Source organism: Nocardioides ochotonae (assembly GCF_011420305.2).
GTDB classification, from domain to species: Bacteria; Actinomycetota; Actinomycetes; order Propionibacteriales; family Nocardioidaceae; genus Nocardioides; species Nocardioides ochotonae.
This window is the reverse complement of the sequence record NZ_CP061769.1, coordinates 3107817-3129911: the sequence shown is the minus strand read 5'-3', so window position 1 is coordinate 3129911 and position 22095 is coordinate 3107817. Positions and strand designations below refer to the sequence as shown.

The following is a 22095-nucleotide window of genomic DNA, read 5'->3' as shown; positions in this document are numbered from 1 at the left end:
ATGAGGGTGCCCGGCGCGGAGCCGCGCCCGTGCCTGATCGACGGCAAGGCGGTGCCGACGGCGGAGGCGATCGACGTCCTGGACCCCTCGACCGGGCGGCTGCTCGACCGGGTGGCGCGCGGCGGCGCCGACGAGATCGAGCGCGCGGTGGCGGCGGCCCGGGCGGCCACGGCGGGCTGGCGCGCACGCAGCGCGGAGGCCCGCGCGACGGTGCTGCGCCGCACCGGCGAGCTCATCCGGCGCGACCTCGAGGACCTCGCCGACCTGGAGAGCCACGACACCGGCAAGCCGCTGGCCCAGGCCCGTGCCGACACCGCCGTCGCGGCCCGCTACTTCGAGTACTACGCCTCGGTGGTCGAGGCGTTCTTCGGCCACACCCTGCCCGACCTCGACGGCTACCTGGCCTGGACCCGGCACGAGCCGTACGGCGTGACCGGGCACATCATCCCGTGGAACTACCCGCTGCAGATCGGGGCCCGCACGATGGCCCCGGCGCTGGCGGTCGGCAACTGCCTGGTGGTCAAGCCGGCCGAGGAGGCGCCGCTCAGCGTGCTGCGGATCGCCGAGCTCGCCCTCGAGGCGGGCCTGCCGCCGGGTGTGCTCAACGTGGTGCCCGGGCTCGGCGCCGAGGCCGGGGCCGCCCTGGCCGCCCATCCCGGGATCGACCATCTCTCGTTCATCGGCTCGGTGCCGGTGGGGGAGGAGGTCGCCGCCGCGGCGGCGCGCAACATCGTGCCGGTCGCGCTCGAGCTCGGCGGGAAGTCCCCGCACGTCGTCCTGCCCGACGCCGACCTGGACCTGGTGGTGCCGACGGTGGTGCGGGCGCTGCTGCAGAACGCCGGGCAGACCTGCTCGGCCGGCTCGCGGCTGCTGGTCCACGCCGAGGTGCACGAGCAGCTGATGGAGCGGCTGGACGCCGCGCTGTCGGCGGTGCGGATCGGGCCCGGACCCGCCGACCTCGACCTCGGTCCGCTGATCTCGGCGCGTCAGCTGGCCCGGGTCAGCGGCATGGTCGAGGCGGCCGCCGGCACCGCGGCACCGCGGATCGGCGGCCCGGGCCGGGTGCCCACGCCCGCGGAGGGCTTCTTCTTCCCACCGACCGTCTTCGACGAGGTGGACCCCGCCGCGGAGATCGCCCGCGAGGAGGTCTTCGGCCCGGTGCTGGCCACCTCGGTGTTCACCGACACCGCGGAGGCGGTGGCGCTGGCCAACGGCACGGCGTACGGCCTGATCGCCGCGGTGTGGACCCGCGACCTCGACACCGCCCATCACCTGGTCGCCGAGCTGCGGGCCGGGCAGGTCTACGTCAACGCCTACGGTGCCGGCGGCGGGGTGGAGCTGCCGTTCGGCGGGTTCGGGAAGTCCGGCTACGGCCGGGAGAAGGGCTTCGAGGCGCTCGCCGAGATGTGCCAGACCAAGACGGTGGTGGTCCGGGTGCCCCCGCGCGCCGAGGCCCCCGCAGGGCCCCGATGAGCGCCGCGGCCGAGCGGCCCTGGCTCTCGCTGTACCCCGCGGGCACCCCGGCCTCGATCGTCCCGGAGCACCGCACGATGCTCGAGGCGTTCCGCGCCACCGTCGGACGTCAGCCCGACGCGGTGGCGATCCGCTACTTCGACGGCGCGCTGAGCTTCGGTGACCTCGACGCCCGCTCCGACGCCCTGGCGGAGGCCCTCGTCGCCCGCGGCTTCGAGCCCGGCGACCGGCTCGCGGTCTACCTGCAGAACGACCCGGCGCTCGCGGTCGGCTACCTCGCCGCCTGGAAGGCGGGCGGCGCCGCGGTGGCGGTCAACCCGATGAACCGGCACGGCGAGCTCACCTACCTGCTGCAGGACTCCGGTGCGACCGCGCTGCTGTGCCTGGCCGAGCTGCACGAGAGCGTCGCCGCGCAGGTGCTGGCCCAGGAGGAGCACCGGGTGCGCACGGTGATCACCTGCTCCGCGCGCGAGGACCAGACCCGCGACGACCCCCGGGTCCTGCCCGTTGACCTCGCACCTCCGCCCGGCACGCTGGACCTGGGTGCGCTGCTGGCCGAGCACGCGGGGGCGGTGCCGACGCTGCCCTCCCCGGGACCCGACGACGTCGCGGTGCTGACCTACACCTCCGGCACCACCGGGCGGCCCAAGGGTGCGATGAACACCCAGGCCAACCTCGCCTTCAACGCCCAGACCTACCGCGACTGGATGGGCCTCGGCACCGACGACGTCGTGCTCGGGGTGGCGCCGCTGTTCCACATCACCGGGATGGTCGGGCACCTGTGCGTGGCGCTGCTGACCGGGTGCCCGCTGGTGCTCACCCACCGCTTCGAGCCGCAGGTGGTCCTCGACGCGATCCGCGAGCACCGGCCGACCTTCACCGTCGGTGCGATCACCGTGTTCATCGCGCTGGCCGGCGCCGAGGGGTCGACCCGGGAGGACTGGTCCTCGCTGCGCGCGGTGTACTCCGGGGGAGCACCGATCGCGCCCGCGGTGACCGACCGCTTCGAGGAACAGACCGGGCTCTACATCCACAACATCTACGGGCTGACAGAGACCACCAGCCCCTCGCACGCCGTACCGCTGGGCACCCGGGCGCCGGTGGACCCGCGCTCCGGGGCGCTGTCGATCGGGGTGCCGATCTTCGACACCACGGTGCGGATCCTGGCCCCGGACGGCAGCGAGGTGCCGGTCGGGGAGCTCGGTGAGATCGCGACCTCCGGGCCGGGCGTGGTGCCCGGCTACTGGGGGCGCCCGGACGCCACCGCCGAGTCGCTGCCGGGTGGCGAGCTGCGCACCGGGGACGTCGGCTTCATGGACGAGGCCGGGTGGTTCTACCTCGTCGACCGGCTCAAGGACATGATCAACGCCGCGGGCTACAAGGTCTGGCCGCGCGAGGTGGAGGACGTGCTCTACGGCCATCCCGCGGTGCGCGAGGTGGCGGTCGTCGGCGTTCCCGACGACTACCGCGGTGAGAGCGTCAAGGCGTACGTCGCGCTGCGGCCCGGCGCCACCCTGATCGCCGAGGAGCTCATCGACTGGGCCCGCGAGCGGATGGCGGCCTACAAGTACCCCCGCTCGGTGGAGTTCCTCGAGGAGCTGCCGAAGACCACGACCGGCAAGATCCTGCGCCGCCAGCTGCGCGACCGCCCCACCTGAGGGCCGAGCCGGGGAGGCTCAGCCGACGCCGAGCAGGGCGAGCACCAGGGCGACCGCGGGGACGAGCCACAGCAACGCCAACGCCGATGCCTCGCCGAGGCCGTCGGTGGTGTCGGGGTCGGTGCGCTCGAGCGCGGGGGAGGCCATGAGTCTCTCCTGGGTGTCGGGTCGGTGCTGGTCGGTGTCCCCCGGGTGCTCGGTCCGAGCGGGCGACGCGGGTCCGGTGCCCGACCCGCGCGGTGCGCAATCCCCGGGGTGCTCCGTTTGCCGTCGTCAGGGGCGGGGGAGGAGCCCGGGCATGGTCTGGGAGGACGACCTCTTCGCGGTGCTCGACGAGCTCGAGCAGCAGGCCGGCGCGCTGTACGACGCCGAGCGGGCACCGGAGCTCGCCGACCGGGCGCGCGCGGAGTACCGCTCGGTCTCCCTGGCCACCCGGCTGATGGCCTCGCTGGACCGGGAGGTCGCGCTGGAGGTGGCAGGAGCGGGCCCGGTGGCGGGCCGGCTGGTGCGGGTGAGCCCGACCTGGTGCCTGGTGAGCGCGGCCAGCCAGGACCGGCTGGTCGTGCTCGACGCCGTGGAGGCGGCGCAGGGCCTCTCCGAGCGGGCGGTCCCGGAGGTGGCGTGGTCCCCGGTGGCCCGCCTCGGGCTCGCCTCGGCGCTGCGGCGCCTCGCCGAGGCGGGGGAGCGGTGCGTGGCGGTGACGCGCAGCGGCGCGACGTACGAAGGCCGGCTGCGGCGCGTCGGCGCGGACTTCGTCGAGATCGAGGCCGGTACGGCGGGACGGGTGCTGCTGGTGGCCTTCAGCGCGCTCGCGGTGATGCGCTCACGCGCCGAGGACTGAGCAGCCCGCGGCCGGTTCGGCTCAGGTCGCCTCGGCGTCGTACGGCGGGAGCTCGCCGGGGTTGAGCGGACGCAGGCCGCGGCGCTTCGGCGCAGCCGGGGCGGGGTCCTCCATGGCCTCGACGATGTGCTTGCGCACGATCGCCCGCGGGTCGAGGTCGGTGAGCTCGAGGTCGGCGTACTCCGGGCCGAGCTCCTCGCGCAGCTCGTCGCGGGCCGCGTTGGCGAAGGTCCGGGCCTTGCGCAGCATCTGGGCGGCCTGCTTCGCCAGGACCGGCAGCCGTTCCGGGCCGACGACGATGACCGCCACGAACGCGATGACGGCCGCCTCGGCCAGCCCGACGCCGAACACGGGTCAGAACTTGCTGGTCGGGGTGAGCCCCAGCTGGAGTCCGGCGAGACCGCGGCCGCGACCTGCGAGCCGCTCGGCGACGGCGCTCAGCGCGAGCGCGGCCGGGGCGGTCGGGTTGCTCTCCACGATCGGCTTGCCGGTGTCGCCGCCCTCGCGCAGGGTGGTGTCCAGCGGGATCCGGCCGAGCAGCGGCACGTCGGCGCCGACCCGCTGCGACAGCGTCGCGGCGACCCGCTCGCCGCCGCCGGAGCCGAAGATCTCCAGGCGGTGGTCCTTGCCCTCCTCGGCGCAGTGCGGGCAGGGGAGGTAGCTCATGTTCTCCACGACGCCCACGACGCGCTGGTGCATCATCGAGGCCATGGTGCCGGCGCGCTCGGCGACCTCGGCGGCCGCCTCCTGCGGCGTGGTGACCACGACGACCTCGGTGCTGGGCAGGTGCTGGCCCAGCGAGATCGCGATGTCGCCGGTGCCCGGCGGGAGGTCGAGGAGCAGGACGTCGATGTCGCCCCAGTAGACGTCGGCGAGCATCTGCACGAGCGCCCGGTCGAGCATGGGGCCACGCCAGGCGACGACCTGGTCGCGGCGCGGCTTGAGCATGCCGATGGAGATCACCGAGACGCCGCTCGGCGTCGGGACGGGCATGATCAGGTCCTCGACCTGGGTGGGCCGGGCGTCGGCGATCCCGAGCATGGCCGGGACCGAGTGGCCGTAGATGTCGGCGTCGACCAGGCCGACCTTGAGGCCGAGACCGGCCATCGCGACCGCGAGGTTCACGGTCACCGAGGACTTGCCGACCCCGCCCTTGCCGCTGGCGATCGCGAAGACCTTGGTCAGCGAGCCGGGCTGGGCGAAGGGGATCTCACGCTGGGCCTTGCCGTCGGCGAGGACGGTGCGCAGGTTGGCGCGCTGGTCGTCGCTCATCACGCCGAGCTCGAGGTCGACCCCGGAGATGCCGGGCACCTTCGTCACGGCGGCGGTGACGTCACGCTCGATCGTGCTCTTCAGCGGACAGCCGGCGACGGTCAGCAGGACCTTGACGTCCACCTTGCCGGTGTCATCGACCGTGACGGCGTCGACCATGCCGAGGTCGGTGATGGGCCGCTTGATCTCGGGGTCGTTGACCGTGGCGAGCGCGGCACGGACCTGCTCCAGCAGAGAGGTGCTCATGATCACCGATTCTAGGTGGTGGGCGGCTGTGCGCCGTCATTGGTGCGCTGCACGGAACCCGGCGGCCCGCCGGGGTCCTCCTCGCGGCCCGCGGCGTGCTCCTCGGCGCGGTCGTCGAGCTCGTGGAGCAGCGCGCGGAGCTCCGAGCGCAGGTAGTCGCGGGTGACCACCTCGCTGACGCCCATCCGCAGGGAGGCGACCTCGCGGGCCAGGAACTCCATGTCGGCGTGCGCGCGGGCGTCGGCCTGGCGGTCCTGCTCGGCGATCACCCGGTCGCGGGCCTCCTGACGGTTCTGCGCCAGCAGGATCAGCGGTGCGGCGTAGGAGGCCTGGAGGCTGAGGATCAGGGTGAGGAAGATGTAGGGGTAGCTGTCCCACTTCCAGGCGTCCGGGGCGAGCCAGTTCCAGAAGATCCAGACCGAGACGAACACCGTCATCCAGATCAGGAACCGCGCGGTGCCCATGAACCGGGCGAACTGCTCGGCGAAGACCCCGAAGGTGTCGGAGTCGTACGACGGGCGCCGCACCAGGGTCCGCCGGGTGTCGCGCGGGGTGTCGAGGCGTGCGGAGCGGGTGCCGCGGGACTCAGCCACGGCGCACCGCCTGGTCGCGCCAGCCCTCCGGCAGCATGTGGTCGAGCAGGTCGTCGACCGTGACCGCGCCGAGCAGGTGGCCCTGGTCGTCGACGACCGGCGCGGCCACGAGGTTGTAGGTGGCCAGGTGGGCCGCGACCTCGTCGATGGTGGCTGCGGGGCGCAGGTTCTCCATGGAGTCGTCGAGGACGCCGGCGACCAGCGTCGAGGGCGGCTCGCGCAGCAGCCGTTGGATGTGCGCGACGCCGAGCAGGCGCCCGGTCGGGGTCTCCAGCGGCTGGCGGCAGACATAGACCAGGGCGGCCAGCGCCGGCGTCAGGTCGGGGTTGCGCACGTGGGCGAGGGCGTCGGCGACCGTCGCGTCCGGGCCGAGGATCACCGGCTCCGGCGTCATCATCGCGCCGGCGGTGTTCTCGAGGTAGGACATCAGGCGCCGGACGTCCTCCGCCTCCTGCGGCTCCATCAGCTCCAGCAGTGCGGAGGCGGTCTCCGGGGGCAGCTCGGCGATCAGGTCGGCGGCGTCGTCGGCCGACATCTCCTCGAGCACGTCAGCGGCCCGCTCGTCCTCGAGGCGGCTGAGGATCTCGACCTGGTCCTCCTCGGGGAGCTCCTCCAGGACGTCGGCCAGCCGCTCGTCGTCGAGGGCGGCCACGACCGCGGCACGTCGCTCCGCGGGCAGGGCGTGGATCGTGTTCGCCGCGTCGGCGGGGCGCATCTCGTTGAGGGCCAGCAGCAGCTGGGTCGCGCCCTGGCTGTCGTCGCGGATGGCCAGGCCCTCGAGGTCGCGCCAGTCCACGACGTAGGTCTGCCCGCGACGGCGCAGTCCCTTGGCGGGCCCCTGGACGGCCACCCGGCTGAGCACCCAGTCTCGGTTGCGGGCCTGCTCCATCGCGACGTCGTACACCGTGCCGACCACGCCGGTGGGGATCACCCGGACCTGACGGTCCAGCATCTGCCCCATCACCAGGGTCTCGGTGGAGCGCTGCTCGAAGCGACGCATGTTGAGCAGCCCGGTCGTGTACACCTGGCCGGCGTCGATGTTGGTCACCCGGGTCATCGGGACGAAGATCCGCCGCCGGCCGAAGACCTCGGCGACCATGCCCAGGACGCGGGGCTGGTGTCCCTCCGAGCGGATCGAGACCACGAGGTCGCGGACCTTGCCGACCTGGTCGCCCCGGGGGTCGAAGATCGGCAGCCCGACCAGTCGTGCCGCGTAGACGCGGGAGGGCGTGGTGCTCACGAGGGCTCAGGCTACCGGTCCCACCCCCGGCGGACGCGGCTCCCGGGGGCGAGTCCCGCGAGGGCCGCGGCGCGGGCGTCGCGATCCACGTAGAGTGAGGATCCGCAGCGGGGGCTCGGGAGGAAGTGCACGGATGTCAGGACGCAGGCGAGGGACCCACCCGGGACCTCATCCGGGACGAGGTGCCCGGTCGGCAGGAACGGCTGTCGTCGTCCTCGTCGTGGCGAGCATCTGCCTCGGGGCGCTGGTCTGGGCCGGCAGCCGTGGCAGCGCGCCGGACGAGTACGTCGCCCGCGTGGTCCCCCCGGTCATGACCTCCTCCAGCTCGACGCCGAGCGAGACCGCGGGGCCGCCCAAGCGGCAGCGGATCGTCGCGGGAGTGACCTTCGTCCGAGCGCCCGACCCGGCGAAGCGGGCGCGTGCCCGCGAGCTGCGCCGCCTGGCCGAGCTCGCGGCCCTGGCCGACCAGCCGTTCACCTTCCGGGTCAGCTCGTTCAACATCCTCGGGCACGGCCACACCACCGCGCGTGGCAACAAGCCCGGCTACGCCGAGGGCCCGCAGCGCATGCGCTGGGCGATCGACATCATGAACGGCGCCGGGATCTCGGTCGCCGGCCTGCAGGAGTACGAGGTCCCGCAGCACCAGGTGCTCGTCTCGACCCCGGGCTGGGAGGTCTTCCCGGGCCTCCAGCTCGGCAACCCGGCTCTGGCCAACTCGATCGTGTGGCGCAGCGAGGTCTGGGAGCTCGTCGAGGGCCACACCATCGACATCCCCTACTTCGGCGGGCAGCCGAAGCCGATGCCGTACGCCCTGCTGCGCCACCGCGACAGCGGGCGTGAGGTGTGGTTCGCGAACTTCCACAACCCGGCCAGCACCCGTGGCCCGGCGGCGCACCTGCGCGCCGAGGCGACCCGGCGCGAGACCGAGCTGGCCGCCCGCCTCACCGCCGACGGCACGCCGCTGGTGCTGACCGGCGACATGAACGACAAGGCCGAGTTCTTCTGCACGATGACCCGCGGGGCCCCGATGCGTGCGGCCAACGGGGGCTCGACGGGCAGCGCGTGCACGCTCCCGCCGGACCCCAAGATCGACTGGATCATGGGCTCGCTCAACATCACCTTCAGCGACTACGCCGCCGACCGCGGCGGGCTGGTGCCGCGCACGACCGACCACCCGTTCGTGCACGCCACCGCGACCGTGGGCTGAGCCCGCCGGCCGCCGGCGGGACCGATCAGCTCGGCCCGACGAAGACGTTGAAGGCCTGGTCGGCGTTGAACCGGCTGCCCGGGATGGCCGGCAGGCGCAGCAGTGCGTTGACCAGGTTGGCGACCAGGCCGGTGCGGATCGGCTGCTGGCGCACGCCGTACCCGACCTGCTTGTTGCCCGGCGAGACGTAGGCGGGGTTGATCGAGTACAGCTCGGCGCCGGGGACCACGGTGCTGCCCCACACCATCAGCGGCACCCGGAAGTGCACCGGCCGCAGCGGCTTGCCGGGCTTGCGCTGGGCACCGGAGTCGGAGGTGACGACCACGACCGTGCCGGCCCGCAGCCGCTCGTCGGCCGCGATCGTGTCGAGGACCGAGCCGATGGTGCGGTCCACCCGGGTGAGCGCGGCCTGGTACTGCTTGCTGTGCCAGCCGTGGGTGCGTCCGGCGGTCGCGACCGAGCCGAGGTGCGCGACGGTGTACTCCGGGGCGTCACCGGCCAGCAGCGAGACCAGGCTGCGACCCAGCGCGGCGTCGTCGGCGAGGCGCAGGACCGTGTCGATCTTGTTGCGGCCGTTGTCCACGCCATACGGGTCGCCGCCGCCGTTGACGGCGTCCCAGCTGCGGGCGATGAGGCCGGTGCGGGCATGGGTGGACAGCAGCGCGGTGCGCAGCCCGAAGTTGTGGACCAGGTCGAAGGTGCTGGAGACGTAGCGACCGGAGGCCCGCTGGACGGTGCTGCCGGTGTCGCGGTTCCACACGACGCCGTGTCCCTCGGCCGCGGCCTTCACCCGGCGTCCGGTCAGCATGCTGACCAGGTTCGGCAGGCCGGTGATCTTCTCCACCGTGGTGCGGGCGTTGAAGGTGAAGGCACCCTCGCGCTGCATCCGTGCCAGGTGCGGCGCGCTCGAGCCCGCCAGGCGGATGCCGCGGGAGGTCATGCCCTCGACGTCGATCACCACGACCCGCTCGACCGGGTTGTCCTGCACCGCCGGGGCCGGGAGGTTGACGATCGCGGAGATCAGCGGGTGGTCGCTGGCCTTGCGGACCAGCGCGTCCTGGAGCACCCGGTAGCCGGTGAAGGGGGCGTCGGGCGTCCCGAGCACCCAGTCGATGCGCGGGGAGGGCGGCAGCGTGCACACCCCGTCCACATTGCTGCCGCCGTTCGCGGCGACCATGCCGGTGCCCGCGGTGAAGGGGCAGAAGAAGTTCGGCTTGTCGTTCATGTCGCCGGTGACGACGACCGGGATCTCCGGGGACTGGGCGCGCAGGTCGTTGACGAGCTTGATCATCAGCCGCACCGCGCGGTCGCGCAGGTGCTGGGCCGGGCCGCGGGTGCTGGCGGGGTTGTGGGTGTTGAAGACGTACATCAGCTGGCCGGTCTGGACGTGGCGCAGCAGCACCAGCGGGCGCGGCAGCATCTGGCCGCCGAAGTACGGCAGGTTCACGTGGGTGCCGGAGACCAGGCTCCAGCGGTCCTTGCGCCAGGCGATCGTGTTGTTGATCTGGGCGTTGGTGCCGCGCGCGTTCGGGAACATGCCCCACGTCGAGCCCCGCAGCGCCGCGAACCGGGTGTACTGCGGGCGCTCGAACTCCTGGAAGCCGACGACCTCGGCGCCCTCCGCCTCGATCGCCTGGATCGCCCAGGTCATCCGGGGCCCGCTGGGGTCGTAGTGCGGCTTGTTGCCCTTCGGCGTCGTGTGGCCGTGGCCGAGCACGTTGAAGGTCGCGACGCGCGACACGGTGGCGGCGGCGGGCTGCTCGGTGAGCCGGGCCCGCTTGGCGCTCGCCGGCCCGGCCGACAGGGCCAGCCCGGACGCCACGAGGAGCAGCGCCAGCGCGGCGGCTGCGGTGCGCAGCGGACGTCGGGGGGTGGGATGGGTCGGGTTCATCTGGCCTGCCTCTGCCACGGGGTGTCAGGTGGGTCGTCGCACGCGGCGGGAGGTGTCGCTGGTGCTCGCGGGACCACTGTGACTGGTGTGAATAACGGCGCGCCAGCGCTTCCGATGAACTACACACGTGTAGTTTCCGCTCCCACGCTCAGCGGGGCTGTGTGAGCCTGGTCATGTCGCGTGAAACTACTCGCCGGTAGGCTCCGCGAGGGTACGCCGTACCATGCCAAGCCATCGTCCGTCCGCGCCGCGGGGCGGGCCACTGCGGAGGAGAGTGACCATGGGTCGCCTGTGCGAGACCGAGGGACTGACCGAGGACCAGAGCGAGATCCTGAAGGCGGTCCGTACCTTCGTGGAGGAGAAGATCCTCCCGGTGGCCACCGAGCTGGAGCACGCCGACGAGTACCCCACCGAGATCGTCGAGGGCCTCAAGGAGCTCGGCATCTTCGGGCTGATGATCCCCGAGGAGTACGACGGCCTCGGCGAGTCGCTGCTGACCTACGCCCTGTGCGTGGAGGAGATCGCGCGCGGCTGGATGAGCGTCTCCGGCGTCATCAACACCCACTTCATCGTCGCCTACCTGCTGATGAAGCACGGCACCGAGGAGCAGAAGCGGAAGTACCTGCCCAAGATGGCGACCGGGGAGATCCGCGGCGCGTTCTCGATGTCGGAGCCCGCGCTCGGCTCGGACGTCGCGGCGATCAAGACCAAGGCCACCCGCACCGACGACGGCTATGAGATCACCGGCCAGAAGATGTGGCTGACCAACGGCGGGTCCTCCACCCTGGTCGCGGTGCTGGTCAAGACCGACGAGGGCGCCGACTCGGTCTACAAGAACATGACGACGTTCCTGGTCGAGAAGACCCCCGGCTTCGGCGAGGTCGCGCAGGGCGTCACCGTGCCCGGCAAGATCGACAAGATGGGCTACAAGGGCATCGACACCACCGAGATGGTGTTCGAGGGCCACCGGATCTCCGCCGACCAGATCCTCGGTGGTGAGCCGGGCAAGGGCTTCTACCAGATGATGGACGGCGTCGAGGTCGGCCGCGTCAACGTCGCGGCCCGCGCCTGCGGCATCGCCAACCGGGCCTTCGAGCTCGGCGTGGCCTACGCCCAGCAGCGCGAGACCTTCGGCAAGCCGATCGCCGAGCACCAGGCGATCCTGTTCCGCCTCGCGGAGATGGCCACGAAGGTCGAGACCGCCCACGCGATGATGGTCCGCGCGGCCCGCAAGAAGGACTCCGGGCAGCGCAACGACGTCGAGGCCGGGATGGCCAAGATGCTGGCCAGCGAGTACTGCAACGAGGTCGTCGAGGCGTCGTTCCGCATCCACGGCGGCTACGGCTACTCCAAGGAGTACGAGATCGAGCGGCTCTACCGCGAGGCGGCGTTCATGCTCATCGGCGAGGGCACCAGCGACATCCAGAAGATGATCATCGGGCGCAGCGTGCTGAAGGACTACAAGCTCAAGGCCTGACCGGGTCCGGAGCAGATCCGGGGCAGATCGGGCGCAGCGGGCCCCGGCGGACGGCGAATGCCGTCGACGCCGGGGCCCGCTTGCTGCGATGGTGGAGGGGCCCGGGCCGTTCGGTCCGGGCCGGACCGCGACACCGGGAGGCACACGTGACCGGAGCCAACGACGACCTCAAGGCGGCGATGCGCGAGGCGCTCGACCGCAAGCACGCGAACGACCGGGGAGTCCCCAAGGAGGGACCGACCAAGGAGAAGGCCCACGGCTCGGAGGTCGTGGGCGGTGCTCCGAAGATGCACCGACGCAAGGCCGGCGGCGGCGGCAGCTAGTCCCGCCCCGCGCCCGGCCGGGACCTCCCGGTCGGGCGCGTGAGCCGGCGCACATGGCGCTGCGCAGCCGGGTGCGGAGCGGGCAGGATGGGCGGACCCGCCCCCGCGACGAAGGAGTCCCTGTGCAGTTCGGCCGCAGCTATGAGGAGTTCGAGGTCGGTGCGACCTACAAGCACTGGCCCGGCAAGACGGTCACCGAGTACGACGACCACCTCTTCAGCCTCCTCACCATGAACCACCACCCGCTGCACATCGACGAGAACTACGCCGTCGAGACCACGCAGTTCGGCAAGAACGTCGTGGTGGGCAACTACATCTACTCGATCCTGCTGGGCATGAGCGTCGCGGACGTCTCGGGCAAGGCGATCGCCAACCTCGAGGTGGAGTCGCTGCGCCACGTCGCCCCGACGTTCCACGGCGACACGATCTACGGCGAGACGACGGTGCTCGACAAGTTCGAGTCGAAGTCGAAGGACGACCGTGGCGTCGTCTACGTGGAGACCATCGGCTACAAGGCCGACGGCACCGTCGTGTGCATCTTCCGGCGCAAGGTCATGGTGCCCAAGCGGAGCTACCTCGACGCCCGCGGCGGCGAGCAGCCGGGCCGCCCGACCCCGGTGCCCGACAAGAACTGGCCGGGTCCGGCCGCCGGCTGAACCGAGGGAAGTGCCTGCTGGCCGCGACTCAGGTCGCGGCCAGCAGCATGCCGGCGAGCGCGAGCTCGATCCCAGCGCCGTGGATGTCGCCGGTGACGCCGCCCAGGCGGCGCATCGCGCGGCGGGCGAGCGCCGCGACGAGCAGCAGCCCGACGACCGCACAGACGACGCCGCGCCACCACGGCAGGCCGGCGAGCGCGGACACCGCCGCGAGCAGTCCGGCGAGGACCGCCCACCCGACCAGCGGGACGCCCGGATGCAGCGTGCCGGCGTACGACGCGGTGAGGCCGCCCGGTCGGGCCGCGGGGAGGCCGCGGCTGCACAGCAGTGCCGGGGCGACCCGGGAGGCGCACACCAGTGCGCCGGCGAGGAGCGGGCCCCACCGGCCGTGCGTCAGCGCGGCGAAGGACGCCGCCTGCACCCCCAGGGTCAGGGCCAGCGCCGCGGCGCCCGCCGGGCCGGTGTCGCCGCGCTTCATCACCGCCAGGGCGCGCTCGCGGTCGTAGGAGCTGGTCAGGGCGTCGGCGGTGTCGGCCAGCCCGTCGAGGTGGAAGGCCCGGCTGCCCAGGGCGAGGGCGGCGGTGGCGGCGACCCCCACGGCCAGCGACGACAGGCCGAGCTCGCGGCCGCCGGCGAGGACCATCGCGACGAGCAGGCCGAGCGGCACCACGGCCAGCGGCGCCAGCAGCAGCCCGGTGAGGGCGACGCGCCGGTCCACGACCCGTGGGGGCGTCACGGGCACCGCGGTGAGGGTGCCGACGGCGAAGCGCACCGCGTCGAGCAGCGTCGCGCCGCTCGACCCGTGGGGCCGGTCCCCGCTCAGGGCATGACCTCGCTGAGCAGCGCGACGTCGCGCAGCACCAGCGCCGCCGAGCGGAGCACCGGGAGGGCGAGCAGCGCACCGCTGCCCTCGCCGAGGCGCATGTCCAGGTCGACGACCGGCACCAGCCCGAGCTTGTCGAGCGCGACGCCCTGGGCGGGCTCGGTGGAGCGGTGCCCGGCGAGGAACCAGGCGGCCGCGCCCGGGGCGAGCCGGTCGGCCATCACCGCGGCGGCGACCGAGATGACCCCGTCGAGCAGCACGGGGACGCCGGCTCGCGCGGCCGCGGCGAGGAAGCCCGCCTGCGCGGCGATGTCGGCGCTGCCGAGGGCGGTGAGCGTCTCGATGGGGTCGGCCGTGCGCGGGCCGACGCGGTCCAGCGCCTGCTGGATCACCGCGGTCTTGCGCTCCAGGCCCGCGTCGTCGATCCCGGTGCCGCGTCCGGTGACCTCGTCGGCGGCCAGGCCGAAGGAGGCCGCGAGCAGCGCGGTGGCCACGGTGGTGTTGCCGATGCCCATGTCCCCGCCGACCAGCAGCTGGGCGCCGGCGGCGATCTCCTCGGCCGCGACCGCCGAGCCGACGCCGAGTGCGGCGCGCGTCTCGGAGTGGGTGAGTGCGTCCTCGAGATGGATGGCGCCGCTGCCCGCGCGGATCTTGCGCGAGGACACGGCGGCCGGCAGGTCGTCGAGGTCGGTGGCGACGCCCAGGTCGAGCACCCGCAGCGCGACGTCGTGCTGGGCGGCCAGCACGGAGATCACCGCCCGGCCGCTGGCCATCGTGCGCACCATCGAGCCGGTGATCTCGGCGGGGTAGGCGGACACGCCGTGCTGGGCGACGCCGTGGTCCCCGGCGAACACGACGGCGCGGACCTGGGTCAGCGGGGCCGGCGGGACCTGCCCCTGGGCCGCGGCCAGCCAGATCGCGAGGTCCCCCAGCCGACCGAGGGCCCCCGCCGGCGTGGCGAGGTCGGCCAGGCGCTGCTCGGCGAGCGCGCGATGGTCGGCGGAGGGGGGATGAACGGTCTGCACAGGTGCTCCTCGGGCGGGCGGTGTCGCGGGGCGACAGGGCACCCGAGGCTATCGGGAGCCGCGCGCGGAGCCGGCGGGGCGTCGCGAACCCCTTGACCAACGCGGCGCCGGTCACCACGGTTGTTCCATGTCCGTGCCCGGCTGCCCCCGCTGCACCACCCCGGTGGCGCGCGCCGGGGGGAGCGGCTGGAGCTGCCCCGAGCACGGCGTGGTCCCGCCGCTGTGGCGCGCGCCGGAGGCGTCGTACGACGCGTTCGCCGAGCACCTGGTGCGCAGCCGCGGGTTCCCGACGTACCTGCCCTGGCCGCTGAGCCCCGGCTGGGCGGTCACCGACATGGCTGCCGCGGGGGACGACGGGGACCTGCGCGCCACCATGACCGGCTGCTCCGGGGCCAGCGACGCCGACGGCCCCGTCGACGTCCTGGTGGTGGCCGAGGAGACCGGGGTCGGGCTGGGGTCCCGGGTGGCCGGCACCCGCGGCGCCGACCCCGGCCAGGAGATCGGCCACGGCCCGGCGGTCGCCTCGGTGCGGATCGGCAGCCAGGTGGTGCGCCTGTGGACGGTCTCGATCAGCGCGGAGCCGGGGGAGTGGGACCGCAGCGTGGTGGCCGGAGAGGCGGACGGCCGCTGGCTGTGGATCGTCGTGCGACCCGCCGCCGCGGTGCTGATGCTCGGCAGGGACTGGGCGTTGCGCGACGTCTCCGGCCTCGGGGCGCCGCTGCTCGACCTGCCGTACGGCGGACCCCACCCGCTGTGGTGATCGCCGACATCACAGTGTGGATAGCACCTCGAAAATCGGTCCACGCGGCGGGGCGCCCCTAGAGTCCTGCCGTGCGCATCGATCTCCACACCCACTCGCGGGCGAGCGATGGCACCGAGACCCCGGCCGAGCTGGTCGCCGGCGCGCGCGCCGCGGGGCTCGACGTGCTGGCCATCACCGACCACGACACCGCCGCCGGCTGGGACGAGGCCGCCGACGCGGCCCGGTCGGCCGGGATCGAGCTGGTGCGCGGGATGGAGATCAGCACGACCCACCGCGGCCACAGCGTGCACCTGCTGGCCTACCTGCCCGACCCGACCTACCCGCCGCTGGTCGCCGAGCTGGACGCCGTGCTCGAGGGCCGGCGCGCCCGGGTGCCCGAGATGCTGTCCCGGCTGCGCGACCTCGGTATCGACATCGACGCCGACGACGTGCGCCGTGCCGCCCGCGGCACCGCCGCCACCGGTCGCCCGCACATCGCCGACGCACTGGTGACCAAGGGCGTCGTGGCGGACCGGACCGAGGCCTTCGACCGCTACCTGGGCGCGGGCCGTCCGGCCCACGTCTCCCGCTACGCCGCCGAGCTGGTCGACGTGCTCGGCCACGTGACCTCCGCCGGCGGGGTCAGCGTCATCGCCCACCCGTGGGGGCGCAGCCGCCGCCGGTTCCCCGACCTCGACGACCTCGCCGAGCTCCGCGGCCACGGACTGGCGGGCATCGAGGTCGACCACCAGGACCACGACGCCGCAACCCGCGCCGAGCTGCGCGGCCTGGCCCGCGAGCTCGACCTGGTCATCACCGGCGCCAGCGACCACCACGGCGCCGGCAAGGTCGACCACGACCTCGGCGTCAACACCACCCATCCCGACGAGTACGCCAGGCTCCTGGACCTGGCGGCCATCGCGTCCGCCCGCAGCGGACGCCCGACCCCTGAAGTGGTACGCCCGTGAGCTCTGTCCTCGACACGGTCCTGGTCGTCGAGGTCTTCGTGACCCTGTTCGTGATCATGGACCCGGTCGGCACGATCCCGATCTTCCTGTCCCTGACCAGCGGCCGCGCGGAGGGGTACGCCCGCCGGGCGGCCCTCACCGCGGTCGTCGTCTCCTTCTTCGTCATCGTGGCCTTCGCCCTCTTCGGGCAGTCGATCCTGTCCTACCTGCACATCTCGCTGCCCGCGCTGCAGTGTGCGGGTGGCCTGCTCCTGCTGTTGATCGCCCTGGAGCTGCTGACCGGCAACGACAAGGAACCGACCTCGACCACCGGCAACGTCGCGATCGTGCCGCTGGCGACGCCGCTGCTGGCGGGCCCGGGCGCGATCGTGGCGGTGATGCTCTTCGTCGAGCGCGTCGACGACGCCGCGACGTTCAGCGCGGTGGCCATCGGCATCGTGGCGGTGCACCTGATGCTGTGGGCGGCGATGCGCTTCTCGCTGCCGATCCTGCGCCTGATCCGGGAGTCCGGCGTCCTGCTGGTCACCCGGATCGCCGGCCTGCTGCTCTCGGCCATCGCGGTGCAGCTGATCGCCGACGCGGTCCGCGCGTTCATCGCCGGCGAGGGCTGAGCCGCGCTCAGCGGCGCCCGAGCGACTGCAGCCGCTGGAGCAGGCGGTTCGGGACCACCCGGGCCGCCGTGGTGATCGCCTTGTACTGCAGGCTCGGCACCGAGTAGACCCGCCCGCGCGCGTGGTCGGCGAGCGCGGTGGCGACCAGCTCGTCGGCGTCGAGCCAGAGGAAGTCGGGCGCGGAGTCCTGGCGCACGTCCATGCGGGCGTGGAACTCGGTGCGGGTGAAGCCCGGGCACAGGGCGGTGATGGTCACCCCACGGTCGCGATACTCCTGAGCGGCCCACTCGCTGAAGCTGTTCACCCACGCCTTGGCGGCGGAGTAGGTGCCGCGGGGCAGGAACGCCGCCACGCTCGAGACGTTGATGATCCCGCCGCGGCCGCGCGCGGCCATCGGCCCGAGCGCGGCGTGCGACAGGCGCATCACCGCGGTCACCAGGACGTCGAGCATCGCAGTCTCGGTGTCCACGTCGTTGTCGAGGAAGCGGCCCTTGAGCCCGAAGCCGGCGTTGTTGACCAGCAGGTCGACCGGGCGCGCCGGGTCGCGCAGCCGGTCCTCCACCACGCGCAGCTGCTCGCGGTCGGCGAGGTCGGCGGGAAGCACCTCGACCTGCACGCCGTACGACGCGCGCAGCCCGGCGGCCACCTCCTCGAGGCGCTCCCGGTCGCGGGCGACCAGTACCAGGTCGTGTCCGCCGCGGGCCAGCTGCTCGGCGAAGGCGCGCCCGATGCCGGCGGTCGGCCCGGTGACGAGAGCGGTGCGCGATCCGACGGTGGGGGCGGTGCCGGAGGGGTCGGAAGCGGGGCTCGTGGAGGGGCCGGCAGAGCGGGTGGCGGAGGGCGTGGGAGCGGCCTGGTCGCGGGACATGCACAAGTCTTACCCCAGCCTCCCTCGTCCGGTGGAGGCGTTCCGGCATGATGACGACCGTGAGCACCACACTCGCGCTCGCCAACCAGAAGGGTGGCGTCGCCAAGACCACGTCGGTCGCCTCCCTCGGCGCCGCGCTCGTCGAGCTGGGGCACTCCGTCCTGCTCGTCGACCTCGACCCGCAGGCGTGCCTGACGTTCTCCCTGGGCATCGACCCGGAGGACCTGGAGCTCTCGGTGCACCAGGTGCTGACCCAGGGCCTGGACCCGCTCGAGGTCATCGTCGGCACCGAGGACGGCGTCGACCTGCTGCCGGCGACCATCGAGCTGGCCCGCGCCGAGGCCGAGCTGCTGACCCGCACCGGCCGCGAGCAGGTGCTCGCCGGGATGCTCAGCGACCTCGACGAGGTGCTCGCCGAGACCGAGGAGGGCGGCTACGACTGGGTCCTGCTCGACTGCCCGCCCTCGCTGGGCGTGCTCACCGTGGCCGCGCTGACCGCCGCCGACGGCGTGCTGGTGCCGCTGCAGTGCGAGACGCTCTCGCACCGCGGGGTCGGGCAGCTGCTCGACACCGTCCACGACGTGCGCCGCTTCACCAACCGCGGCCTGGAGGTGTGGGGCGTCCTGCCCACGCTGTACGACGGGCGCACCCAGCACGCCCGCACGGTGCTGGAGACGATCTCCTCCACCTACGACCTCGAGGTCCTCGGACCGCCGATCCCCAAGACCATCAAGTTCGCCGAGGCGCCCGCGGTGGGGCGCTCGATCCTGAGCACGAGTCGCACCAGCAAGGGCGCTGCGGCGTACCGTGCGGTCGCCGAGAGCCTCGTGGAGCGCTCCCAGCGCCCGAAGGCCGCCCAGAAGAATGGCCAGAAGAACGGCCAGAAGACTGCCCGGAAGGCCGGGCAGCAGCCGTCCCGCACCTCCCGGAAGTCGTCCTGATGGGCCGCCACCGCGCACCCGTGCGCCCGCGCTACGGGCGCATCTCCGCCCTCGGCGCCGCCCTTCTGGTGACCCTCGTGGCAGTGCTGGGCGGCACCGGCGTGCTGCCCGGCGGGCCGGCCGACCCCGGCCCCGAGCACGCCGAGCAGGCCTCGGCGCCGGTGGCCGGCGCCGGTGGCCGGGCGGTGCGCGAGCCCGCGACCGCTCCCTCCCGCGCGGCGTACGCCGTCGTCGACGCCGCGGCCCAGGCCGCCGAGCTCTCCGCCGACACCTCGCTGCCCCCGGCCTCGGGCGAGGGGCGCCGGGTGGTCTACAGCGAGGGCCGCCAACGCGTGTGGCTGGTCGAGGATGCCGACCGCGTGGCGCACACCTACCTGGTCTCCGGCACCGTCTACGACAACCTGGAGCCCGGCACCTACGAGGTCTACTCCCGCTCGGAGGACGCCGTGGGCATCGACGACTCCGGCACGATGAAGTGGTTCGTCCGCTTCACCCGCGGCCCCTCGGGCGCGGCCATCGGCTTCCACGACATCCCGGTCAAGGACGGCGTGCTGCTGCAGGGCGTCGACGAGCTCGGGACCCCGACCTCGCACGGCTGCATCCGCCAGCGTCGCTCCGACGCCCGGCTGCTGTGGGACTTCGCCCCGCTCGGCACCACGGTCGTCGTCACCCGCTGAGACCCCCGGGAACGCCGAAGCCCCGGACCTCGACGTGCGAGGCCCGGGGCAACCGGTCAGTTGTCGACTCAGGCGTCGGCGGGGGCGTCCTGCGACGTGGCACCGCTGTCGGCGCCGCCCGCGGCGGAGCCCTCGGCGGAGCCCTCGGCGCCACCGCCACCGGTGGAACGGCGACGACGACGGCGACGGTTGCGGCTCGCGCCCTCACCGGGCGCGGACTCGCCGGCGGACTCGCCGGCGGACTCGCCGGCGCCGTCGGCGGCCCCGTTGCTGGCCGCAGCGGGTGCAGTGGTCGCGCTGCCCTCGCCGGCGTCCTCGCCGCTGCGGGTGCGTCGCCGGTTGCGGTTGCGGGCGGGGCGCTCGCTCTCGCGCTCCTGGCGCGGCGCACGGTCCTTGCGCTCGACCGGCGCGGGGGCCACGATGCGGCCCTTGACGCCCGGGGGAACCCCCATGTCGTGCAGGAAGTGCTCCGAGGTGGAGTAGGTCTCCAGCGGGGAGTCGAAGGGCAGGTCCAGCGCCTTGTTGATCATCTTCCAGCGGTGCAGGTCCGCCCAGTCGACGAAGGTGACCGCGATGCCCGAGGCACCCGCGCGGCCGGTGCGGCCGATGCGGTGGACGTAGGTCTTGTCGTCCTCGGGGCAGGTGTAGTTGATGACGTGGGAGACGCCGCGGACGTCGATGCCGCGCGCGGCGACGTCGGTGGCGACGAGGACCTGGATCTTGTCCTCGCGGAACTTCGTCATCGCCTTCTCGCGCGCGATCTGGGCCATGTCGCCGTGCAGCGGGCTGGCCTTGAAGCCGCGCTCGGTGAGGTCGTCGGCCACCCGCTGCGCCTGGCGCTTGGTGCGGGTGAAGACCACGATCTTCTCGACGTCCTCGGCCTGGAGGATCCGACCGATCATCTCGGTCTTGTCCAGGTCGTGGGCCTGGTAGATGAACTGCGCCGTCGTGGGGACGGTGGCGTTCTCGTAGGAGGACTCCGCGCGGATGTTCATCGGGTGGCGCATGTGGGTGCGCGCCAGCGCGACGATCGCCGAGGGCATGGTCGCGGAGAACAGCATCGTCTGCCGGGTCTCGGGGGTCATCGACAGCAGGCGCTCGACGTCGGGCAGGAAGCCCAGGTCCAGCATCTCGTCGGCCTCGTCGAGCACCAGGGCGTGGACGTGGGAGAGGTCGAGGGCCTTGCGGTTGGCCAGGTCGATCAGCCGGCCCGGGGTGCCGACGACGATGTCCACGCCGGCCTCGAGGGCGTCGAGCTGGGTGTCGTAGCCGACGCCGCCGTACACGGTCAGCACGCGCAGGCCGATGTCCTTGCTGGCCAGGTGCAGGTCGCTGGAGACCTGGAGCGCGAGCTCGCGGGTCGGGGCGACGATCAGTGCCTGCGGCTTGCCCTGCGGCAGGTCGGCGTACGCCGGGTCGCTGGGCGCGATGCTGCGCTGCATCACGGGGATGCCGAAGGCCAGCGTCTTGCCGGTGCCCGTGCGGGCCTGGCCGATCAGGTCGGTGCCGACCAGGGCGACCGAGAGGGTCATCTCCTGGATGGCGAAGGGAGTGGTGATGCCGGCGCGCTCCAGCGCGTCGCAGATCCCGGGGAGGACCCCGAGCTCGCGGAAGGTGGTGGTCAGTGTCTCGTCTCTTTCTAAGCGGTTCAGCCGTCAGACCGAAGTAGGACCGGTGCGGCGGAGCTCATCGAGAAGAGCGGGTAACCCCTGACGACGGCGTCAGCCGCGCACATGCAGGCGGCGCCCGGCTCCTTCGGCACTGCGCAAGCGGTGGGGAAGGGGACGCCACGGGACTTTCGCCGGCAGTCTATCGGTAGGGTCGGGGCATGACTGCATCCTCGCCGGGAGAGCACGGCCCACTTGCGCTGGAGGACCCGGCGTACCGCGAGGCAGTCGTCGACCTGCTCGGTGCGGTCGCGTACGGCGAGATCAGCGCCTTCGAGCGACTCGCCGAGGACGCCCGGCTCGCTCCGACCCTCGAGGACAAGGTCGCGATCGCGACGATGGCCGCGGGGGAGTTCGGCAAGGTGGGGCTGCTCCAGCGCCGCCTCGAGGAGCTCGGCGCCGACCCGTTCGCGGCGATGGCGCCGTTCCGCACGCCCATCGACTCCTTCCACGAGCACACCGCGCCGTCGGACTGGTACGAGAGCCTGATCAAGGCCTACGTCGGCGACGGGCTCGCCGACGACTTCTACCGCGAGGTGGCGGCGTACCTCGACGTCGACACCCGCGACCTGATCGTCAGCTCGCTGGAGGAGACCGGCCACTCGGAGTTCGTCGTGAGCCGGGTGCGCGCCGCGATCGCGCGCGACCCGCGCCTCGGTGGCCGGCTCGCGCTGTGGGGGCGCCGGCTGGTGGGCGAGGCGCTGATCCAGGCCCAGCGGGTGGCGGCCGAGCGGGACTCGCTCTCCGCGCTGCTCGCCGGCGGCACCGACCGCCCGGGGCTCGACCTCGCCGCCATCGGGCGGATGTTCGCCCGGCTCACCGAGCGGCACGCCGAGCGGATGGACAACCTCGGCCTCGCCAGCTGAGCCCACCGGCCGCGGGCCGGGAACAGTCGG

Annotated in this window: 23 protein-coding genes; 13 read left to right on the top strand and 10 right to left on the bottom strand. The window is 73.3% G+C overall.

Annotated features, from left to right (window positions below; all coding sequences use genetic code 11):
- Nucleotides 1-1473, top strand: a complete 1473-nt coding sequence (locus HBO46_RS15195; RefSeq protein ID WP_166133186.1) for an aldehyde dehydrogenase family protein — start codon at nt 1-3, stop codon at nt 1471-1473.
- Nucleotides 1470-3131, top strand: a complete 1662-nt coding sequence (locus tag HBO46_RS15190; protein ID WP_166133184.1) for a class I adenylate-forming enzyme family protein — start codon at nt 1470-1472, stop codon at nt 3129-3131. Before HBO46_RS15195 ends, HBO46_RS15190 begins: the two co-directional genes overlap by 4 nt.
- An 18-nt stretch (nt 3132-3149) precedes the next feature.
- Here the strand turns inward: HBO46_RS15190 and HBO46_RS20770 are convergent, their stop codons facing one another.
- On the bottom strand, nt 3150-3278 hold the full coding sequence (locus HBO46_RS20770; protein WP_263457779.1) for a hypothetical protein: 129 nt from the start codon (nt 3276-3278) through the stop codon (nt 3150-3152).
- A gap of 151 nt (nt 3279-3429) precedes the next feature.
- On the opposite strand from HBO46_RS20770, the gene HBO46_RS20765 reads away from it, so the two are divergent.
- Complete coding sequence (locus tag HBO46_RS20765) at nt 3430-3972, top strand: hypothetical protein (protein ID WP_166133182.1); 543 nt, start codon at nt 3430-3432, stop codon at nt 3970-3972.
- A 21-nt stretch (nt 3973-3993) separates the two neighbouring features.
- On the opposite strand, the gene HBO46_RS15180 is transcribed toward HBO46_RS20765, so the two are convergent.
- Genes HBO46_RS15180 through HBO46_RS15165 form a run of 4 tightly spaced genes read right to left on the bottom strand, consistent with a single transcriptional unit; the run spans nt 3994 to nt 7323 of the window.
- Complete coding sequence (locus tag HBO46_RS15180; RefSeq protein WP_166133179.1) at nt 3994-4323, bottom strand: sec-independent translocase; 330 nt, start codon at nt 4321-4323, stop codon at nt 3994-3996.
- Between the two features lie 3 nt (nt 4324-4326).
- A complete protein-coding gene (locus HBO46_RS15175; RefSeq protein WP_166133178.1) occupies nt 4327-5490 on the bottom strand; it encodes an Mrp/NBP35 family ATP-binding protein in 1164 nt (387 codons plus the stop codon).
- Between the two features lie 11 nt (nt 5491-5501).
- Entirely contained in the window at nt 5502-6083 is a 582-nt protein-coding gene (locus HBO46_RS15170) for a DUF1003 domain-containing protein (RefSeq protein ID WP_166133176.1), read from the bottom strand.
- Nucleotides 6076-7323 carry a magnesium transporter MgtE N-terminal domain-containing protein gene (locus HBO46_RS15165; protein WP_166133174.1) on the bottom strand — a complete coding sequence of 416 codons (1248 nt, stop codon included), beginning with the start codon at nt 7321-7323 and terminating at the stop codon, nt 6076-6078. Before HBO46_RS15165 ends, HBO46_RS15170 begins: the two co-directional genes overlap by 8 nt.
- 220 nt (nt 7324-7543) lie before the next feature.
- Here HBO46_RS15165 and HBO46_RS15160 point away from each other — a divergent pair, with 220 nt between their 5' ends.
- Nucleotides 7544-8530, top strand: a complete 987-nt coding sequence (locus tag HBO46_RS15160) for an exonuclease/endonuclease/phosphatase family protein (protein ID WP_166133172.1) — start codon at nt 7544-7546, stop codon at nt 8528-8530.
- Nucleotides 8531-8555: 25 nt separating this feature from the next.
- On the opposite strand, the gene HBO46_RS15155 is transcribed toward HBO46_RS15160, so the two are convergent.
- Nucleotides 8556-10421 (bottom strand): alkaline phosphatase family protein, encoded by a 1866-nt coding sequence (locus tag HBO46_RS15155; protein ID WP_166133170.1) that lies wholly within the window; start codon nt 10419-10421, stop codon nt 8556-8558.
- A gap of 280 nt (nt 10422-10701) precedes the next feature.
- Between HBO46_RS15155 and HBO46_RS15150 the strand changes: the two genes are divergently transcribed.
- From HBO46_RS15150 to HBO46_RS15140, 3 genes are all read left to right on the top strand, one after another.
- Nucleotides 10702-11898: an acyl-CoA dehydrogenase family protein gene (locus HBO46_RS15150; protein ID WP_166133168.1), complete on the top strand. Its 1197-nt coding sequence runs from the start codon at nt 10702-10704 to the stop codon at nt 11896-11898.
- A 146-nt stretch (nt 11899-12044) separates the two neighbouring features.
- Nucleotides 12045-12221 carry a DUF5302 domain-containing protein gene (locus HBO46_RS15145; protein ID WP_224769122.1) on the top strand — a complete coding sequence of 59 codons (177 nt, stop codon included), beginning with the start codon at nt 12045-12047 and terminating at the stop codon, nt 12219-12221.
- A 122-nt stretch (nt 12222-12343) separates the two neighbouring features.
- Nucleotides 12344-12877 (top strand): MaoC family dehydratase, encoded by a 534-nt coding sequence (locus tag HBO46_RS15140; RefSeq protein WP_166133166.1) that lies wholly within the window; start codon nt 12344-12346, stop codon nt 12875-12877.
- A gap of 28 nt (nt 12878-12905) precedes the next feature.
- Here HBO46_RS15140 and HBO46_RS15135 read toward each other — a convergent pair whose 3' ends face one another.
- Both HBO46_RS15135 and cobT read right to left on the bottom strand, forming a co-directional pair.
- A complete protein-coding gene (locus HBO46_RS15135; RefSeq protein WP_224769121.1) occupies nt 12906-13649 on the bottom strand; it encodes an adenosylcobinamide-GDP ribazoletransferase in 744 nt (247 codons plus the stop codon).
- 47 nt (nt 13650-13696) lie between these two features.
- Complete coding sequence (gene cobT / locus HBO46_RS15130; RefSeq protein ID WP_166133164.1) at nt 13697-14725, bottom strand: nicotinate-nucleotide--dimethylbenzimidazole phosphoribosyltransferase; 1029 nt, start codon at nt 14723-14725, stop codon at nt 13697-13699.
- Nucleotides 14726-14852: 127 nt separating this feature from the next.
- On the opposite strand from cobT, the gene HBO46_RS15125 reads away from it, so the two are divergent.
- From HBO46_RS15125 to HBO46_RS15115, 3 genes are all read left to right on the top strand, one after another.
- Nucleotides 14853-15485, top strand: a complete 633-nt coding sequence (locus tag HBO46_RS15125; protein WP_224769119.1) for a DUF6758 family protein — start codon at nt 14853-14855, stop codon at nt 15483-15485.
- Between the two features lie 71 nt (nt 15486-15556).
- Nucleotides 15557-16435, top strand: coding sequence for a PHP domain-containing protein (locus tag HBO46_RS15120; protein WP_166133162.1), 879 nt, complete (start codon nt 15557-15559; stop codon nt 16433-16435).
- Nucleotides 16432-17046 carry a MarC family protein gene (locus HBO46_RS15115; RefSeq protein ID WP_166133160.1) on the top strand — a complete coding sequence of 205 codons (615 nt, stop codon included), beginning with the start codon at nt 16432-16434 and terminating at the stop codon, nt 17044-17046. The genes HBO46_RS15120 and HBO46_RS15115 overlap by 4 nt, the downstream gene beginning before the upstream one ends.
- Before the next feature lie 7 nt (nt 17047-17053).
- Here the strand turns inward: HBO46_RS15115 and HBO46_RS15110 are convergent, their stop codons facing one another.
- Nucleotides 17054-17914 carry an SDR family NAD(P)-dependent oxidoreductase gene (locus HBO46_RS15110; RefSeq protein ID WP_166133158.1) on the bottom strand — a complete coding sequence of 287 codons (861 nt, stop codon included), beginning with the start codon at nt 17912-17914 and terminating at the stop codon, nt 17054-17056.
- Nucleotides 17915-17973: 59 nt separating this feature from the next.
- Here HBO46_RS15110 and HBO46_RS15105 point away from each other — a divergent pair, with 59 nt between their 5' ends.
- Together HBO46_RS15105 and HBO46_RS15100 are read left to right on the top strand one after the other, a co-directional pair.
- A complete protein-coding gene (locus tag HBO46_RS15105) occupies nt 17974-18855 on the top strand; it encodes a ParA family protein (RefSeq protein WP_224769117.1) in 882 nt (293 codons plus the stop codon).
- Nucleotides 18855-19532 (top strand): L,D-transpeptidase, encoded by a 678-nt coding sequence (locus HBO46_RS15100; protein ID WP_166133156.1) that lies wholly within the window; start codon nt 18855-18857, stop codon nt 19530-19532. Before HBO46_RS15105 ends, HBO46_RS15100 begins: the two co-directional genes overlap by 1 nt.
- A 68-nt stretch (nt 19533-19600) precedes the next feature.
- Here the strand turns inward: HBO46_RS15100 and HBO46_RS15095 are convergent, their stop codons facing one another.
- On the bottom strand, nt 19601-21064 hold the full coding sequence (locus HBO46_RS15095; protein ID WP_224769115.1) for a DEAD/DEAH box helicase: 1464 nt from the start codon (nt 21062-21064) through the stop codon (nt 19601-19603).
- Between the two features lie 296 nt (nt 21065-21360).
- On the opposite strand from HBO46_RS15095, the gene HBO46_RS15090 reads away from it, so the two are divergent.
- Nucleotides 21361-22065, top strand: coding sequence for a ferritin-like fold-containing protein (locus tag HBO46_RS15090; RefSeq protein ID WP_166133154.1), 705 nt, complete (start codon nt 21361-21363; stop codon nt 22063-22065).
- The last annotated feature ends 30 nt before the right edge of the window (nt 22066-22095 follow it).

Bases quoted from the DNA above. Each gene is read 5' to 3' on its own strand.
- HBO46_RS15195 (WP_166133186.1), top strand. From the start codon at position 1: ATGAGGGTGCCCGGCGCGGAGCCGCGCCCGTGCCTGATCGACGGCAAG.
- HBO46_RS15190 (WP_166133184.1), top strand. From the start codon at position 1,470: ATGAGCGCCGCGGCCGAGCGGCCCTGGCTCTCGCTGTACCCCGCGGGC.
- HBO46_RS20770 (WP_263457779.1), bottom strand. From the start codon at position 3,278: ATGGCCTCCCCCGCGCTCGAGCGCACCGACCCCGACACCACCGACGGC.
- HBO46_RS20765 (WP_166133182.1), top strand. From the start codon at position 3,430: ATGGTCTGGGAGGACGACCTCTTCGCGGTGCTCGACGAGCTCGAGCAG.
- HBO46_RS15175 (WP_166133178.1), bottom strand. From the start codon at position 5,490: ATGAGCACCTCTCTGCTGGAGCAGGTCCGTGCCGCGCTCGCCACGGTC.
- HBO46_RS15155 (WP_166133170.1), bottom strand. From the start codon at position 10,421: ATGAACCCGACCCATCCCACCCCCCGACGTCCGCTGCGCACCGCAGCC.
- HBO46_RS15150 (WP_166133168.1), top strand. From the start codon at position 10,702: ATGGGTCGCCTGTGCGAGACCGAGGGACTGACCGAGGACCAGAGCGAG.
- HBO46_RS15125 (WP_224769119.1), top strand. From the start codon at position 14,853: ATGTCCGTGCCCGGCTGCCCCCGCTGCACCACCCCGGTGGCGCGCGCC.
- HBO46_RS15110 (WP_166133158.1), bottom strand. From the start codon at position 17,914: ATGTCCCGCGACCAGGCCGCTCCCACGCCCTCCGCCACCCGCTCTGCC.
- HBO46_RS15100 (WP_166133156.1), top strand. From the start codon at position 18,855: ATGGGCCGCCACCGCGCACCCGTGCGCCCGCGCTACGGGCGCATCTCC.
- HBO46_RS15095 (WP_224769115.1), bottom strand. From the start codon at position 21,064: ATGACCCTCTCGGTCGCCCTGGTCGGCACCGACCTGATCGGCCAGGCC.
- HBO46_RS15090 (WP_166133154.1), top strand. From the start codon at position 21,361: ATGACTGCATCCTCGCCGGGAGAGCACGGCCCACTTGCGCTGGAGGAC.